General features: G+C 46.1%; 14 protein-coding genes and 1 riboswitch. Of the genes, 5 read left to right on the forward strand and 9 right to left on the reverse strand.

Going from position 1 to position 15,461, the window contains the following annotated elements; all coding sequences use genetic code 11:
- The first annotated feature begins 51 nt into the window (after positions 1–51).
- The 4 genes from ISX59_RS14095 to ISX59_RS14110 all read left to right on the forward strand — a co-directional run bounded on the left by ISX59_RS14095 (position 52) and on the right by ISX59_RS14110 (position 5,549).
- A complete protein-coding gene (locus ISX59_RS14095) occupies positions 52–702 on the forward strand; it encodes a hemolysin III family protein (protein WP_005808222.1) in 651 nt (216 codons plus the stop codon).
- 123 nt (positions 703–825) lie between these two features.
- Positions 826–1,009, forward strand: a riboswitch (cobalamin riboswitch).
- 32 nt (positions 1,010–1,041) lie between these two features.
- Positions 1,042–3,435 carry an anaerobic ribonucleoside triphosphate reductase gene (locus tag ISX59_RS14100; RefSeq protein ID WP_220576002.1) on the forward strand — a complete coding sequence of 798 codons (2,394 nt, stop codon included), beginning with the start codon at positions 1,042–1,044 and terminating at the stop codon, positions 3,433–3,435.
- A gap of 7 nt (positions 3,436–3,442) precedes the next feature.
- Positions 3,443–3,907: an anaerobic ribonucleoside-triphosphate reductase activating protein gene (nrdG, locus tag ISX59_RS14105; protein WP_005781186.1), complete on the forward strand. Its 465-nt coding sequence runs from the start codon at positions 3,443–3,445 to the stop codon at positions 3,905–3,907.
- A 235-nt stretch (positions 3,908–4,142) separates the two neighbouring features.
- Positions 4,143–5,549, forward strand: a complete 1,407-nt coding sequence (locus ISX59_RS14110; protein WP_220576003.1) for an MFS transporter — start codon at positions 4,143–4,145, stop codon at positions 5,547–5,549.
- 7 nt (positions 5,550–5,556) lie between these two features.
- Here ISX59_RS14110 and phnW read toward each other — a convergent pair whose 3' ends face one another.
- Both phnW and phnX read right to left on the reverse strand, forming a co-directional pair.
- The gene (gene phnW, locus ISX59_RS14115; RefSeq protein ID WP_005808229.1) at positions 5,557–6,645 is read right to left on the reverse strand and encodes a 2-aminoethylphosphonate--pyruvate transaminase; all 1,089 of its coding nucleotides are present in this window, start codon (positions 6,643–6,645) and stop codon (positions 5,557–5,559) included.
- Between the two features lie 6 nt (positions 6,646–6,651).
- Positions 6,652–7,443 (reverse strand): phosphonoacetaldehyde hydrolase, encoded by a 792-nt coding sequence (gene phnX, locus ISX59_RS14120; RefSeq protein WP_005808231.1) that lies wholly within the window; start codon positions 7,441–7,443, stop codon positions 6,652–6,654.
- A 193-nt stretch (positions 7,444–7,636) separates the two neighbouring features.
- Between phnX and ISX59_RS14125 the strand changes: the two genes are divergently transcribed.
- Complete coding sequence (locus tag ISX59_RS14125) at positions 7,637–8,515, forward strand: hypothetical protein (protein ID WP_220576021.1); 879 nt, start codon at positions 7,637–7,639, stop codon at positions 8,513–8,515.
- A 102-nt stretch (positions 8,516–8,617) separates the two neighbouring features.
- Here the strand turns inward: ISX59_RS14125 and rseP are convergent, their stop codons facing one another.
- From rseP to tsaB, 7 genes are all read right to left on the reverse strand, one after another.
- Positions 8,618–9,973, reverse strand: a complete 1,356-nt coding sequence (gene rseP / locus ISX59_RS14130) for an RIP metalloprotease RseP (RefSeq protein ID WP_032539760.1) — start codon at positions 9,971–9,973, stop codon at positions 8,618–8,620.
- Between the two features lie 19 nt (positions 9,974–9,992).
- Positions 9,993–11,159, reverse strand: a complete 1,167-nt coding sequence (locus tag ISX59_RS14135; RefSeq protein ID WP_032535443.1) for a 1-deoxy-D-xylulose-5-phosphate reductoisomerase — start codon at positions 11,157–11,159, stop codon at positions 9,993–9,995.
- A 2-nt stretch (positions 11,160–11,161) separates the two neighbouring features.
- A complete protein-coding gene (locus ISX59_RS14140; RefSeq protein ID WP_005821606.1) occupies positions 11,162–12,022 on the reverse strand; it encodes a M23 family metallopeptidase in 861 nt (286 codons plus the stop codon).
- A gap of 66 nt (positions 12,023–12,088) precedes the next feature.
- Entirely contained in the window at positions 12,089–12,631 is a 543-nt protein-coding gene (rimM, locus tag ISX59_RS14145; protein WP_005808241.1) for a ribosome maturation factor RimM, read from the reverse strand.
- On the reverse strand, positions 12,628–13,932 hold the full coding sequence (murA, locus tag ISX59_RS14150; protein WP_005808243.1) for a UDP-N-acetylglucosamine 1-carboxyvinyltransferase: 1,305 nt from the start codon (positions 13,930–13,932) through the stop codon (positions 12,628–12,630). Before murA ends, rimM begins: the two co-directional genes overlap by 4 nt.
- Before the next feature lie 47 nt (positions 13,933–13,979).
- Complete coding sequence (locus ISX59_RS14155; protein ID WP_005781202.1) at positions 13,980–14,597, reverse strand: DUF4290 domain-containing protein; 618 nt, start codon at positions 14,595–14,597, stop codon at positions 13,980–13,982.
- A 49-nt stretch (positions 14,598–14,646) separates the two neighbouring features.
- Entirely contained in the window at positions 14,647–15,336 is a 690-nt protein-coding gene (gene tsaB / locus ISX59_RS14160) for a tRNA (adenosine(37)-N6)-threonylcarbamoyltransferase complex dimerization subunit type 1 TsaB (protein ID WP_005808245.1), read from the reverse strand.
- Positions 15,337–15,461: the final 125 nt, after the last annotated feature.

The raw sequence follows: 15,461 nt of genomic DNA on the forward strand, positions 1-15,461 counted from the left end.
AATCTGCGGTCATCTTATTAAATTGCTACCACATCACCTATATACACACGAATGGAGAACAAGCGATATTCACACGGCGAAGAATTATCCAACACCCTGAGTCATGGTGCAGGTATTCTGTTAGGTATCACCGCAGGATATTTTCTGTTGGAAAAAGCACTTGCCAACCCACATCCCCATTGGGCGGCAGGTTGTGTGCTGGTCTACCTGGCGGGAATGCTGGCATCCTATATCAGTTCTACCTGGTATCACGGTTCAAGACCCGGCAGCCGTAAAGAACTTCTCCGCAAATTCGACCACGGCGCCATCTACCTGCACATAGCAGGCACTTATACCCCGTTTACCTTATTGGTATTGCGCCATGCCGGTGGCTGGGGCTGGGGAATATTCGCTTTCGTATGGCTGTCGGCCATCGTAGGCTTCATACTGGCCTTCAAAAAGCTGAAAGAACACAGTAATCTTGAAACAGTCTGCTTCGTCGGAATGGGTTCTGCCATCCTGGTAGCCCTGAAACCTTTGATGGACTGCCTCTCCGCCATCGGAGCTTCTCCCGCCTTCTGGTGGCTTATCGGAGGAGGGGCTTCCTACATCATGGGAGCCGTATTTTATTCGTTGCGAAAACCTTATACACATGCTGTTTTCCACCTGTTTTGTCTGGGCGGAAGCATAGGGCATATCATAGCTATCTGGCTGATTCTTTAGCAAACTTCATTTAAATTTCATGCCCGAAAGTTTCCCGTTTTGGAAAACTTTCTGTATCAGGAAGAAAGAAAAGTTCTCCAAAAATTCTTGTTAAAACAAGAACAACTTATTGCTTTAACTGTTACCTTTGTAGCAGATTTCAGTACTAAAAAGAGGTTTAGTCATAAGGGAACGCTGTGCAAATCGGCGACAGTACCCGCTGCTGTAATTCTCTGAGAATCCGCACACTATGCCACTGCGCCCAGCGTGGGAAGGCGTTGCGAGGGAGAGATAAGTCAGAAGACCTGCTGAAAAAGTAAACATATTAAAAAAAATCTAAAGCTTTCGGGAGTTAAAGTTATGAACTACGCGGAAATTTGTATCATCAAACGAGATGGTAAAAGGGAGGACTTCTCCATCAGTAAAATCAAGAACGCTGTATCAAAAGCGTTTAGTGCCACAGGAATCAATGATGAACAGCAATTGATTGCTGACATCACGATGAACGTAATCGGACAATTTGCATCTCCTACCATTACGGTAGAAGAAATTCAGGACCTGGTAGAAAAAGAGCTGATGAAGGTTCGTCCGGAAGTAGCCAAAAAGTACATCATCTATCGGGAATGGCGAAACACCGAACGAGACAAAAAGACTCAAATGAAGCATGTGATGGACGGTATCGTAGCTATCGATAAAAACGATGTCAACCTGAGCAATGCCAATATGAGCAGTCATACCCCCGCCGGACAGATGATGACATTTGCCTCGGAAGTAACCAAAGACTATACATATAAATATCTGTTGCCGAAACGTTTTGCCGAGGCGCACCAATTGGGAGACATCCACATCCATGACCTGGATTACTACCCGACCAAAACCACGACTTGCATCCAGTATGATATGGATGACCTCTTCGAACGTGGATTCCGCACCAAAAATGGCAGTATACGTACCCCGCAAAGCATTCAAAGTTATGCTACCCTGGCTACCATTATTTTCCAGACTAACCAGAACGAACAGCACGGAGGTCAGGCCATACCGGCATTCGACTTCTTTATGGCAAAAGGTGTGAGCAAATCATTCCGTAAACACCTGGCATCATTCATCAGCTTCTATGTACAGATGAACAAGGGTGAAGAAATAGAAGAAAAGGCTATCCGTACAGTGATTGCCGAACATCTGTCGTCCATCAAAGCATCGGAACTGGAACGCGAAACATTGCGCATGGCCCTGACTGCCCTACAAATCAATATCGACAAAGAACATCTGAACCAAATTATAGAGAAAGCATTTGTGCAGACTCAGAAAGATACGCACCAGGCCATGGAAGGCTTTATCCATAACCTGAACACAATGCACTCACGCGGTGGAAACCAGGTAGTGTTCAGTTCGATCAATTATGGAACAGACACTTCGGCCGAAGGACGCATGGTGATTGAAGAATTACTGAAAGCAACCGTAGAGGGACTGGGCACAAGGGGAGAAGTGCCGGTATTCCCCATCCAGATATTCAAGATAAAAAACGGAGTATCGTACACAGAAGCCGATTATGAAAAGGCTATGGCTAATTTCGATGCTGCCATGGAAGGTAAATTAAAATTTGAAGCACCCAACTTCGACCTGTTCCTGAAAGCTTGCCACACTACGGCAAAAGCACTCTTCCCTAACTTTATGTTCTTGGATGCCCCGTTCAACCAAAACGAAAAATGGGACGCCAACGACCCGCAACGTTACCGTTACGAACTGGCCACCATGGGATGCCGCACACGTGTGTTTGAGAACGTAGCCGGCGAGAAATCGTCTTTGGGACGCGGAAACCTTTCGTTCACTACACTCAATATGCCACGCCTTGCCATCGAAGCCCGTATCAAAGCAGAAAATATGACGGAGGACGGACACAATAAAGATGCCATCGAGAGAAAGGCTAAAGAAATTTTCATCGAATCGATACATGAAACGGCTACCTTGATAGCCGAACAACTCTACGAGCGCTATCAATATCAGCGTACAGCCCTGGCACGCCAATTCCCCTTCATGATGGGAAATGATGTATGGAAAGGAGGAGCTGCCCTGAACCCGAACGAACAAGTAGGCGACGTGCTGCGCAGTGGTACGCTGGGTATCGGCTTCCTGGGTGGACACAATGCCATGGTGGCTCTCTATGGAGAGGGACACGGACACAACCAGAAGGCATGGGACACCCTTTATGAAGCCGTGCTGGAAATCAACAAGGTGGCTGATGAATACAAAGCCAAATACAATCTGAACTATTCGGTGCTGGCTACACCCGCCGAAGGACTTTCGGGACGTTTCACCCGTATGGACCGCCGTAAATACGGAAAAATCAAAGGAGTGACAGACAACGATTATTATGTCAATTCTTTCCATGTGGATGTAAAAGAACCGATCAGCATTGTAGAAAAGATCAAACGGGAAGCTCCATTCCATGCCATCACCCGCGGAGGGCACATCACATATGTGGAACTGGACGGAGAAGCCCAGAAAAACGTACGCGCCATTGCCAAGATCGTAAAAGTAATGTTTGACGAAGGTATCGGCTACGGTTCTATCAACCACCCGGTAGACACCTGCCACAACTGCGGATACAAGGGAGTGATTTACGATAAATGTCCCGTATGCCAAAGTGAGAATATCCTGCGCATGCGCCGCATCACAGGTTATCTGACGGGCGACCTGAGTTCGTGGAACTCCGCCAAACGGGCAGAAGAGAGAGATCGCGTGAAGCATCTGTAATAAAGTCATGAATATACTTTATACATATCCGGAAACGATTGTCGATGGAGAAGGTATCCGGTATTCCATCTATCTGGCAGGTTGCCGGCACGGCTGTCCGGGTTGTCATAATCCGGAAAGTTGGAATCCGCAGGCCGGAGATGAATTGACAGAAAAGCGTCTGGACTGCATCATCCGTGAAATCAATTCGAATCCGTTACTGGATGGCGTGACTTTCTCCGGTGGAGATCCCCTTTACAACCCGGAAGCGTTTCTTCCGCTTATCCGGAGGATAAAAGAAGAGACAGGACAGAATATCTGGTGCTATACAGGATATACGTACGAAGAGATTCAGGCAGATCCGGCACTGGCTGCCGTACTACCTTATATAGATGTATTGGTGGACGGACGCTTCAGACAAGAACTTTACTCTCCACATCTGGAATTCAGAGGTAGCAGTAATCAGAGGATTATCAGGCTGACATACACATGAAGGCGTATCGGAAGCAGAACTACAGATGACACAGATTTACATGGATTGCTGATTCATTTTGCTGATTATCAACAATAAGATCCAGTGTAAATCTGTGTCATCCGTATTGAAAAAGACTTCCGCTACATGCCTCGCTGAAATTCATGAATTAAAAAAACTTATATATCATTGTCCTCTCAAACCGAAGAAGCTTGACTTTGTTTACCTTTGTGGCAGTTCTTTTAAAAGGTTCTTTATGACTCAGCTTACACAAACTTCGGAAATTGACGAAACTGACGGTCTCCCCCTCCATCGCCGCATCTGGGCAGTTGTCGGCATCTCTTTCGCCTTATGTATGTCGGTGCTCGACATCAATATCATCAATGTAGTACTCCCGACCCTCTCGCACGACTTCGGAACTTCACCTGCGGTCACAACCTGGATCATCAACGGGTATCAGCTCGCCATTGTGATATCGCTGCTTTCGTTTTCGTCGTTAGGCGAAATATACGGATACCGGAAGATCTTTCTTTCAGGCATTGCCATGTTCATAGTCACTTCCCTGATATGTGCGCTGTCCCATTCGTTCTGGACTCTGACCCTTGCCCGCATTTTCCAGGGCTTCAGCGCCTCAGCCATCACGAGTGTCAACACTGCCCAGTTACGTACCATCTATCCCCGAAATCAGATAGGAAGAGGGATGGGGATCAATGCCATGGTAGTGGCCATATCGGCTGCAGCCGGACCTTCGGTGGCAAGCGGCATTCTTTCCATCGCCTCGTGGCATTGGTTGTTTGCCATCAATGTCCCTCTGGGGCTTGCAGCCCTGATATTGGGATGCAAGTACCTGCCGAGAAAAGAAGAACGTTCCAACCGGAAATTCGATAAGCTCAGTGCCATAGCCAACGCTATCACCTTCGGACTGCTTATCTATACACTGGACGGATTTGCCCATCACGAGAAAAACGATTATATAGCCATCCAACTGGCTGTATTGGCCATTGTCGGCACGTATTATGTCCACAGGCAACTGAACCAGCCATCCCCTCTTTTACCGCTCGACCTGCTGGGAATACCTATCTTCAGGTTATCGATCCTGACTTCCATCTGTTCGTTCACAGCACAGATGCTGGCTATGGTTTCTCTTCCTTTTTTCCTGCAAAACTCACTGGGATACAGCGAAGTAATGACGGGATTGCTGCTGACTCCGTGGCCCATCGCCACATTGGTAACAGCACCGGCAGCCGGATACCTTGTGGAGCGCATCCATCCCGGCATACTGGGCAGTATCGGTATGGCATTATTCTGCATCGGGCTTTATTCTTTATCTACATTAACAGCAGATTCATCGGTCATCAGTATCATTCTGCGATTGATGCTTTGCGGTGCAGGTTTCGGTATTTTCCAGACGCCCAACAACAGTACAATCATCTCTTCCGCCCCTACACAACGTTCGGGGGGAGCCAGCGGAATGTTGGGTATGGCACGGCTTTTAGGACAGACATTCGGTACAACGCTGGTTGCTTTACTCTTCAGTTTCGTAGTACACGAAAAAAGTACAGCGGTCTGTCTGATAGCAGGCAGCGGATTTGCTTTTGTCGCAGCAGTAGTGAGTAGTATGCGGCTTTCACAACCTTCTACGTTAAAGACAAAAACTCAATAATCATTCATTAGTATTCAGTCTCTCTCACAACTTCTACCAAGCGGGCAAAGTCCTCCGGATGTACATCTCCGATGTTACCGATACGGAAAGTATCCGCTTTTGAGATTTTTCCGGGATAGATAACAAATCCCTTAGCTTTCAGAGCAGTATAGAAATCTTTAAAATCGAATCCTGCTTTCGGGTAAAGGAAGGAAGTGATGATAGGCGACTGGATGGCATCATCGAGCAAAGTCTTGAATCCCAGCGAACGCATACCCTCCACCAATACCCGGTGATTCTCGCAATAACGCCGGTAGCGCGCCTCTACTCCTCCCTCTTCAATCAGTTCGGTAAGAGCTTGCTTGAATGCACGCACCACGTGGGTGGGCGAAGTGAAGCGCCATTTGCCATGTCCTTTCTCCATTGTCTCCCACTGGTCATAAATATCGAGTGAAAGTGAGCGGGCAACTCCTTTGCAACGCATCAGCTCGGAACGACGGGCAATGATGAATCCAAAACCCGGCACACCCTGGATGCACTTATTGGCACTGCTGATCAGGAAATCGATTCCCAGTTCACTGACATCCATCGGGATACCTCCGAAGCTGCTCATAGCATCCACAATAAGCTTCTTACCATGCATTTTCACGACATGCGCCAACTCTTTCAACGGATTCAGGATACCGGTAGTCGTTTCGCAGTGAACGAAAGCCACGTGAGTAATGTCTGAGTTATTGCTCAGGTAATCGTCCACATAGTCTACCGATACCTGTTCCGTTTCTTCAAAAGCAAGGAGATCATAGTCGATATGATAATATTCGGCAATATTTCCCATACGGTCACCATAAGCACCATTACTGCAAATCAGAAGTTTATCGTTCTTTCCGATGGCAGCACCGATAACTGCTTCCACACAATAAGTGCCACTACCTTGCAAAAGTACGGAAGTGTACTCCTCCGTATTGCGAGTGGCAATACCTACCAGTTGTTTACGCATTTCCTCCACAATGTGCAGGTTATAATCCTCGTCCCATGTACACCAGTCGGTCATCATGGTTTCTTTTACGGTTTCTGATGTGGTAAGAGGTCCGGGAGTTAATAACAAATAAGGTTTCATATCGTTTTAAGAATTGAGTTTTGAATTAATAGTTTGAATCAGTGCGGGAAGTTCTTCGATGCTACGAATGACGTAAGAGGCTCCCGCAGCCAGCATACGTTCTTTGACTTCGGAGACGCGGGCTTCGAGTTCAGTTTCGGACAGACTGCCGGCCTCCTTCTCAGTAAGTGCCATTTCATTACTGCCCAACACGATTCCCACACTCCATACTTTAGCGTTGACACCTTCTTTGATGTCAGCAATGGTATCACCTACTTTAACCACGGTATCGAGACACGGCACGCCCAGTTTTGTGAGATTCTCGAAAACCATATACGGAGCCGGACGTCCGGCAGGCAGCAGATTCGGAGTAGCACAATAGTCTACACGATAACCTTTAGCCTCAGCCGCAGGTTGCACCACGTCCATCATTTCACGCGTATAACCGGTAGTAGAGCCTATCTTCAGTCCTTCGGCACGGAGTTTTTCCAAGGTAGGGATTACACCCGGAATAGGATCTGTGTACTCTTTCAGAGAAGCAAAAAGATATTTCTCAAACAGCCGGTTCAGTTCCACCACGTCTTCCTCCGTCCAGTCACGCTGATAGCGGGCAGTGAATTGCTCGTTCACTTCGGGCATAGTCAGCAGTTCACGAATGTGCTGAATCTTGGGCAACCCCATCGGTTTGCGGGTTTGCACGACGTCAATCGTCAGCCCTTTTTCGGCAAAGGCCTTGATGAAGGCGGCCACCGGAGCGAAACATCCGTAGTCGACCGCAGTTCCGGCCCAGTCCATAATGATACATTCAATCTTTTTCATTTTATATCTATTTTTCCTTGTTTTTGAATCCGGTGCAAATGTAGGGCATAGCGGACAGAGCAAAAATGAATTTGCAGGATTCATTTCATTTATATTCTGCAGGGTTCTGCTGAAATATTAATGTAACATTCATATCATGATTATATAATCCAAAAGTCATATATTTGCAATGCAAACAACGTGTCGATATACCATGAACGAACTTGAAGAGATATACAAAAGAATAGAATACCTCCGTAACAACGGAGTGAAAATGAAGGAAATAGCCGACTGGATCAATATGGCCCCCAGTGTGTTGTCCGCACTCTATTCGAGTGTACTTCCTGCTTACCTGAATCTGCAAAAAACCAAAACACAGGAAGAGGCACTGGACGAAGCACTGGCTTTGGTGAACAATGTGTCGAAAAAACGCCTGCTTGGCAATCTGAGCGGAATGAAGGAGCGCTTGTTCGACCTGGAACCCGATCAGGAAACAAACAACATGGGAAATACGTTCCTGAAACTCCTGGAAAAAGAAATGCAGGGGTCTGTAGAAGAAGTGTATAATTATAGCGGTACATATCTGAGTTACAGTCTCTCTTCATCGACTGACAGTCTCAAGGCAGAACCCTATCTGATCTGCGCATCAGAGAATAATGATTACGTCAAGGTAGGCATGATCAATGCTTATAAATCGGTACATTGGGGAAGCGGCATCATCAGCAATCATCAAAACTCCTATCTGATGTTCAACGAACGGGAACTGCCACAGTTTGCCATGGTCACCATTTATCTGCAACTGCCACATTATGAATATCCCAACATGCTAAAGGGATTGTATCTATATCTGGACTACAACCACAACCCGATAGCGCGGAGAATCGTCCTGGTGAAGCAATCGGACAGCACGGATATAGACGCATTTCTGAAAATGGAAGGCAGACTGATTCCCAAAGCGGAACTGACACCGGAAGAAGAGATCTATTATAACTATACATGCCAGGAAGGCGACTACATAAAAACCTGTACAGTACCGTCACCCAAGTTGGATGAATCGGATCTGGAGAGAGAAAAGAAGATGCTGAAAATATAAAAAACTACCATTAACGATCATAAACCACGAGCTGCAAGTATCCGCGGAATAATCACGCAATCACTTGCAGCTCGTAGTTTATTTATAAGATGTTACTTCCGTCTAAAAGAAGAACCTCAGTATATCATTGAAATTTGCCCAAATCAAGAGACCGAACAACAGGATCATACCCGTCATCTGTGCATATTCCATAAATTTATCACTCGGCTTGCGGCGGGCAATGATTTCATAGAACAAGAACAGTACGTGTCCACCATCCAGTGCAGGGATAGGCAGGATGTTCATAAACGCAAGGATGATAGACAGGAAAGCGGTCATGTACCAGAACTGGTGCCAGTTCCAAGTTGCAGGGAAAATACTGCCGATGGTTCCGAAACCACCCAACTGTTTGGCACCCTCCTTGGAGAAGAGATATTTCATATTACCCACATAACCTTTCAACGTCTTCACTCCCAACGCCGCACCGGCAGGGAATGATTCGAAAAAGCCATACTCCTTCTTTATAACAGGAAGAAGCTGATCTGTATACAGAATAGCCACTACCCCCATCTTGAAAGCGGAGTCAGTGACCACAGTCAGCATATCTGTCTTTCCGTCGCGTACATAAGTCAACGTGATCTGGTGCGGATCGAGGCTATCTTTCTGTAATGCTGCTGCATTCTTTCTTCGGTCAGCCATAGCCATCAGGAAGTCCGAATAAGAAATCGACTTTCCATCGAGGGCAATGATACTGTCTCCCTGTTGGATACCGGCCATTGCCGCAGGCGAATGAGCCATTACACTGTCAACCACATAAGGAATGCGGAATTCAGCAAAACGAACACTGTCAGCCAACAGGCGTTGCATCATATCTTCGGGAATATACACAGAAGCCTTTTTACCCTCACGCAACACGGTCACCTCACGAGCATCGGCAATCTGGCTAAGCATATCCGGGTCATAACGTACAAAGTCAACTCCATCGGCTGACAACAGAACATCTCCATCCTGAAAGCCGACAGCCTTAGCTGTTTCATTAAACTCCATACCCAACGGTGCCTGCTGCACGGGAACGTACTGATCTCCCCATTTAAACAGAATCATCGAGTAGATGAACAAGGCCAGGAGGAAGTTGAACAACACGCCGCCTACCATAATCAACAGGCGCTGCCATGCAGGTTTGGAGCGGAACTCCCATGGTTGTTCGGGTTGTTTCATCTGCTCCGTATCCATTGACTCGTCAATCATACCGGCAATCTTGACATAACCTCCCAAAGGCAGCCAACCGACAGCATATTCTGTCTCACTTTTTTTAGGTTTAAATTTGAATAGTGTGAACCAAGGGTCAAAGAATAAGCAAAATTTTTCTACCCGTACTTTAAACAGGCGGGCAAAGAGAAAGTGCCCCCCTTCATGAATGATGACGAGCAAAGATAAGCTCATAATCAATTGCAGGGCACGGATTAAAAATGTTTCCATCAGATTATTTACAATTTATTTATTTACAAATTAATTCACGGGCAATCCGGCGTGCTTCCGCATCGGTTGCCACATAGTCATCATAGGTAGGAGTCTGTACGAAAGATACCTGTCCCATGGTCTGTTCTATCACATCACTCATGCCGAGAAAGCTGATTTCATCACGAAGGAAAGCAGCCACTACCACTTCATTAGCCGCATTGACAATGCAGGGCATATTCCCTCCCCTATACATCGATTCGTAAGCCAAGGCCAGATTACGGAACCGCTTGGTATCGGGTTGCTCAAAAGTAAGGTTCGTACATTTCGAAAAGTCAAGCCGGTCAAAAGACGAGTTGACACGATCCGGATAAGAGAAAGCGTATTGGATAGGCAGACGCATATCCGGCATACCCAACTGGGCCTTTACGGCTCCATCCTCGAATTGTACCATCGAATGGATAACAGACTGCGGATGTACTACCACCTCTATCTGACTGGGATGTACTCCAAACAGCCATTTAGCTTCAATCACTTCAAAGCCTTTGTTCATCATCGAAGCAGAATCAATGGTGATCTTGGCTCCCATTTCCCAATTCGGATGCTTCAATGCCTGCACCTTCGTCACGGTTTTCAGCTGATCCATGGTACATGTACGGAAAGGACCACCGGAAGCAGTCAGAATTACTTTCTCGATCGGATTGCCCACCTCTCCGGCCAAACACTGAAACACGGCTGAATGTTCAGAATCGACAGGAAGAATCGGTGTACGGTATTGCTGTGCCAACTGATTAATCAGCTCTCCGGCAACAACCAGCGTCTCCTTGTTGGCAAGCGCAATCGCTTTTCCGGCACGAATGGCATTCATGGTCGGCTTCAGCCCTGCATAGCCTACCATAGCTGTCAGTACGACGTCGATAGGACCGGACTCTACAATCTGGCATAAAGCGGCAGTACCGGCGTAAACTTTAACAGGCAGATCGCTGAGGGCCTCTTTCAGTTGTACATATTTCTCTTCGTTAGCTATAACCACAGCCTCAGGCAGGAACTTACGTGCCTGAGCTATCAGGAGATCTACCTTATTATAGGCAGTCAGTGCATAAACCTCATACAGTTCGGGATGCTCCTCGATAACCTGTAAGGCCTGTGTACCGATAGAGCCCGTAGAACCTAAGATAGCTATTTGTTTTTTCTTTATCTCGTTCATTATTAGAATACAATGTATTTTTCAGGATTAACCGGCCGTCCTCTGTGCCAAAGTTCAAAATGGAGATGCGGACCGGTAGTGAGCGTTCCGCTATTCCCGACCAGAGCAATTGCTTCACCGCCTTTCACAGTATCTCCCTCACGCTTCAGCAACGAACCGCAATGTTTATAGACTGATACAAAATCCTGGTTATGCTGTACCTCGATCAGGTAACCGGTTTCGGCCGTATAAGTACTCAATATGACTGTACCGTCAAGGGTAGCCAGAACACTTTCATTGGGATTAGCGGCAATATCGGTTCCAAAATGTTTCTTCTCAGCATTAAAATGATCGGATATCATACCACGGGTCGGACGATAGAAAATCAATCCGTTCACATCGGGCTGAGAGGTAATAGAGGTCAGATTATATTTTTCGGTCTCTTCATATTGGCGACGGAAAGCTTCTTCGCGTTCGGAACGGGCTATCAACGAATCTTCACGCATAGTGGTCAGTGAATCCATTGACTGTACGGTATCCACCCGCACTGTTCCGCTGAAAATATCTTGTATATTCATGATATACATATTCTGACGGTCCACCAGCTGTTGCAAAGAATCCACCCGCAAGGCATTCTCTACAACCTGCGCACGAATATCACTGTTCATATATCCCGGCAAATAGTTGCGTAAAGGGGTGAAAGTGATAATGGCAGCAGCAAACAGGAAAAGCAGGGTCAGAACCGAAAGTAACACGGAAAGCCCGTTCAACTTGGATACATGAAGTCCCACCACCTCTTCGAGCGTATTCTCGTTGATGATAGTGAGTTTGTACTTGAACTTAATATTGTTCCAAAAAGCTTTACTGCGTTTCTTTTTCGGCATTATTATAGGATATAGCGTACAAATGTAAGCATTTCGCTTTACTTGCCGCCTGTTTCTTTATGCTATTTAACTTTCTTCATCATCGCACTCGTCCAAAGACAGCAGGCCCTCGGGCAAATCGACTGTAATGATTTTGTGTTTCTGGTCAATACCGGCTATAAATTCTTCCTGTGCCGGAATCAGCAGTTCATCTCCATCCCGGTCCACCACAAACAAAGTGTTAACGGTAGATGTATCTACGTCTGTCACCTCACCTAAAGCACCGTGGTGAACATCTTCCACCCGAAAACCCACAAAAAAGCTCCATGACAGTTCTCCCGGTTCGGCCTCTTCTACGTGCTCCACCGGGAAATAGACTTCCACATTGGTAAACATCCGGGCACGTTCGGCCGTATCCACCCCTTCAAGTTTTACCAAAGCGGTAGAGTCGGACCGAAAACGGTACTCTTCTATAAAAAAGGGAACAAAGATATCATCCAGCCGGCAAATCAGGTAATCGCAGTCCACCCGGTCAAAAATATCATCCGTAAAGGTAAACGACAATTCTCCGTGGATACCATGCGGTTTATTGAATAATCCGATCTTATATACGTCTTCTCTTCTTATCATATGCGTGTGATTCTGGCTCCGATGGCATTCAGACGCCCTTCAATGTTTTGATATCCCCGGTCGATCTGCTCAATATTATGGATCCGGCTAATGCCTTCGGCACTCATCGCAGCGATAAGCAAGGCGATACCGGCACGTATATCGGGAGATGTCATATTGCCACCCCGCAAAGTAAATCCATGATTATGACCGATAACGACTGCACGGTGCGGATCGCAAAGAATGATCTGGGCCCCCATGTCAATTAACTTATCCACAAAGAAGAGGCGGCTTTCGAACATCTTCTGATGAATCAGCACACTCCCTTTCGCCTGGGTAGCCACTACCAGCATGACACTCAACAAGTCCGGAGTCAGCCCCGGCCAGGGAGCATCGGCAATGGTCATAATAGATCCGTCGATAAAAGATTCGATTTGATAACAGTCCTGAGCCGGTACATAAATATCATCTCCTCTCTGTTCGAGCTTAATGCCCAACCGACGGAAACTTTCAGGAATAATGCCTAAATTCTCGTAAGAGACATTCTTAATGGTTATTTCGCTACGGGTCATTGCAGCCATACCGATGAAACTGCCTACTTCAATCATATCCGGCAATACGGTATGATCCGTTCCATGGAGTTCGTCCACCCCTTCAATCGTCAGCAGGTTCGAAGCTATGCCGCTGATTTTTGCTCCCATCCGGTTCAACATTTTACAAAGCTGCTGCAAATAAGGTTCACAAGCGGCATTATAAATCGTAGTCATCCCTTTGGCAAGCACGGCAGCCATCACTATATTGGCTGTTCCGGTAACAGAGGCTTCATCGAGCAGCATATAAGTGCCTTTCAGCTCTTGTGCCGAAATCTCGTATACACCACGTTCTTCATTATAAGCAAAGTCAGCTCCCAGGTTCTGGATCCCCACAAAGTGCGTATCCAATCGCCGACGACCGATTTTATCTCCGCCCGGTTTGGATATCATTGCTTTGCCAAAACGGGCAACCATCGGTCCGATCAACATCACCGATCCCCGCAGGCTGGAACATTTCTTCAGGAATTCGTCGCTCTCCAGATAAGCGAGATCTACATTTTCAGCTTTAAAGCTATATGAATCGACACCTGTCTTCGCCACCGTTACTCCCATATCCCGCATCAATTGAATCAGGTTATTAACGTCCAGAATATCCGGGATGTTATTTACTGTCACTTCTTCGGCGGTAAGCAACGTAGCGCAGATAATCTGCAACACTTCGTTTTTGGCACCTTGCGGATGAATGTCCCCACTGAGCCTGTGTCCTCCTTCGATTACAAATGAAGCCATGTTTTAGGTGATTAGTGGTTAATGATTAATGATAATAATCTCCTTGCTTAGAATTTTCTTCTCTGATTATTATTTCTCTGGTTATTGTTGTTATTCGTACGCGGACGATAATTCTGGGCAATACGTTCAGACATCAAACGCAAAATCTCGTCATCCATCTGCAATTTACCTCCTGAGAATTCAGCCAGATCTTCAGCGATCTTCCGGTCGTCCACCGTATCTTTGTTCCAAGCCATATAATCTTTCTTCATGTGATTGCAGATAAGGGCTACCAGATTCTTCTTTTCGTCCCCTTCCGGAAACTCACATGCCTTTTTAATCAACACTTCCAATGTACGGCCATAGTGGCGATAACGGATCTTAGTGCTCGGATAAGGAATCGAATCGGGTTTCGTCACCAGATTGTCCTTGCGGATAATCTCGTAAGGATAGTCTATATCCAGCTTAAAGTCTGACATAATGGCCAGATGATCCCACAGCTTATGTTTGAAATCGGGTACATCTCTCAAATGAGGAAACATGTTACCCATGATATTGATAACGGTATTGGCACAACGCTGGCGTTCGGAACGGTCTTGTATAGTCAATGCAAAATCGACCATATTCTGGATACTGCGCCCATATTCGGGCAGCGGCATTCTTTTCTGTTGAGTATTATACTGCATGTAGTTAAATTTTAATTTGAAAATAGAAAATCTAAAGGGTTGAAAAGTATCAAAGTAACTTCTTGGGTTGGGAAGCCACAAACTCTTTCAGATAGAAGGGCTCAAAATAAGCCACATCCTTATAATCATTAATAGCAATCGCTTTTTCGGCAAGTGGAAACATCATCTTTGCCAATGGATGGATGTCGTCAATAAAATGCGCGTTGGGATGCGTAATCTTTTCACGGCACTTTGCTGCCCCGTTCCCAAAGAAATAAACCGGGTGCTTCTCTAAAAACTCAAGATAAGAATTTTCGTCTACAATGTCGGCTGAAATCTCACGCCTCACATTCAGCGCACGGTCGTATATAGCCGCATATACCTCCATTCTCCGGGCATCGATCATCGGACAAATCAGTGCGTCTTCGGGCAATTCGTGATAAAGCAATACCGGTACACTCAGTACCTCCAGTGTAGGAATACCGATTAACGGGACATTACGCCCGTAACAAATGCCCTTTGCCATTGAAACACCGATACGTAATCCGGTATACGATCCGGGACCGCAACTGACGGCAACCGCATCCAACGGAATAGCATGACTATCGATGAAAGACAATGCTTCATCTACAAATACTCCCAACGAAACGGCATGTGAAGGCCCCTTAAGGTCCTCTTTCACAAAAATATTCTGCCCGTCTTCACTCACAGCTACCGAACAAACGGCGGTAGAGGTTTCAATATGTAGGATACACGACATAATAATCAGATTATTAAATTGACGCAAATTTACATGATTATTTTCAGATTACCGCACCGAGATATAAATAAAGCGCATTTCCATTCAAAATCATTGCATTAAATTAAGTTTTTGCGTACTTTAGC

Origin of the sequence: Bacteroides sp. FSHCM14E1 (assembly GCF_019633785.1) — a bacterium.
Lineage (GTDB): Bacteria > Bacteroidota > Bacteroidia > Bacteroidales > Bacteroidaceae > Bacteroides > Bacteroides hominis.

Excerpts from the sequence above, each read along its gene's own strand:
- ISX59_RS14095 (WP_005808222.1), top strand. The coding sequence starts at position 52 with ATGGAGAACAAGCGATATTCACACGGCGAAGAATTATCCAACACCCTG.
- ISX59_RS14100 (WP_220576002.1), top strand. The coding sequence starts at position 1,042 with ATGAACTACGCGGAAATTTGTATCATCAAACGAGATGGTAAAAGGGAG.
- nrdG (WP_005781186.1), top strand. The coding sequence starts at position 3,443 with ATGAATATACTTTATACATATCCGGAAACGATTGTCGATGGAGAAGGT.
- ISX59_RS14110 (WP_220576003.1), top strand. The coding sequence starts at position 4,143 with ATGACTCAGCTTACACAAACTTCGGAAATTGACGAAACTGACGGTCTC.
- phnW (WP_005808229.1), bottom strand. The coding sequence starts at position 6,645 with ATGAAACCTTATTTGTTATTAACTCCCGGACCTCTTACCACATCAGAA.
- phnX (WP_005808231.1), bottom strand. The coding sequence starts at position 7,443 with ATGAAAAAGATTGAATGTATCATTATGGACTGGGCCGGAACTGCGGTC.
- ISX59_RS14125 (WP_220576021.1), top strand. The coding sequence starts at position 7,637 with ATGAACGAACTTGAAGAGATATACAAAAGAATAGAATACCTCCGTAAC.
- rseP (WP_032539760.1), bottom strand. The coding sequence starts at position 9,973 with ATGGAAACATTTTTAATCCGTGCCCTGCAATTGATTATGAGCTTATCT.
- ISX59_RS14135 (WP_032535443.1), bottom strand. The coding sequence starts at position 11,159 with ATGAACGAGATAAAGAAAAAACAAATAGCTATCTTAGGTTCTACGGGC.
- ISX59_RS14140 (WP_005821606.1), bottom strand. The coding sequence starts at position 12,022 with ATGCCGAAAAAGAAACGCAGTAAAGCTTTTTGGAACAATATTAAGTTC.
- rimM (WP_005808241.1), bottom strand. The coding sequence starts at position 12,631 with ATGATAAGAAGAGAAGACGTATATAAGATCGGATTATTCAATAAACCG.
- murA (WP_005808243.1), bottom strand. The coding sequence starts at position 13,932 with ATGGCTTCATTTGTAATCGAAGGAGGACACAGGCTCAGTGGGGACATT.
- ISX59_RS14155 (WP_005781202.1), bottom strand. The coding sequence starts at position 14,597 with ATGCAGTATAATACTCAACAGAAAAGAATGCCGCTGCCCGAATATGGG.
- tsaB (WP_005808245.1), bottom strand. The coding sequence starts at position 15,336 with ATGTCGTGTATCCTACATATTGAAACCTCTACCGCCGTTTGTTCGGTA.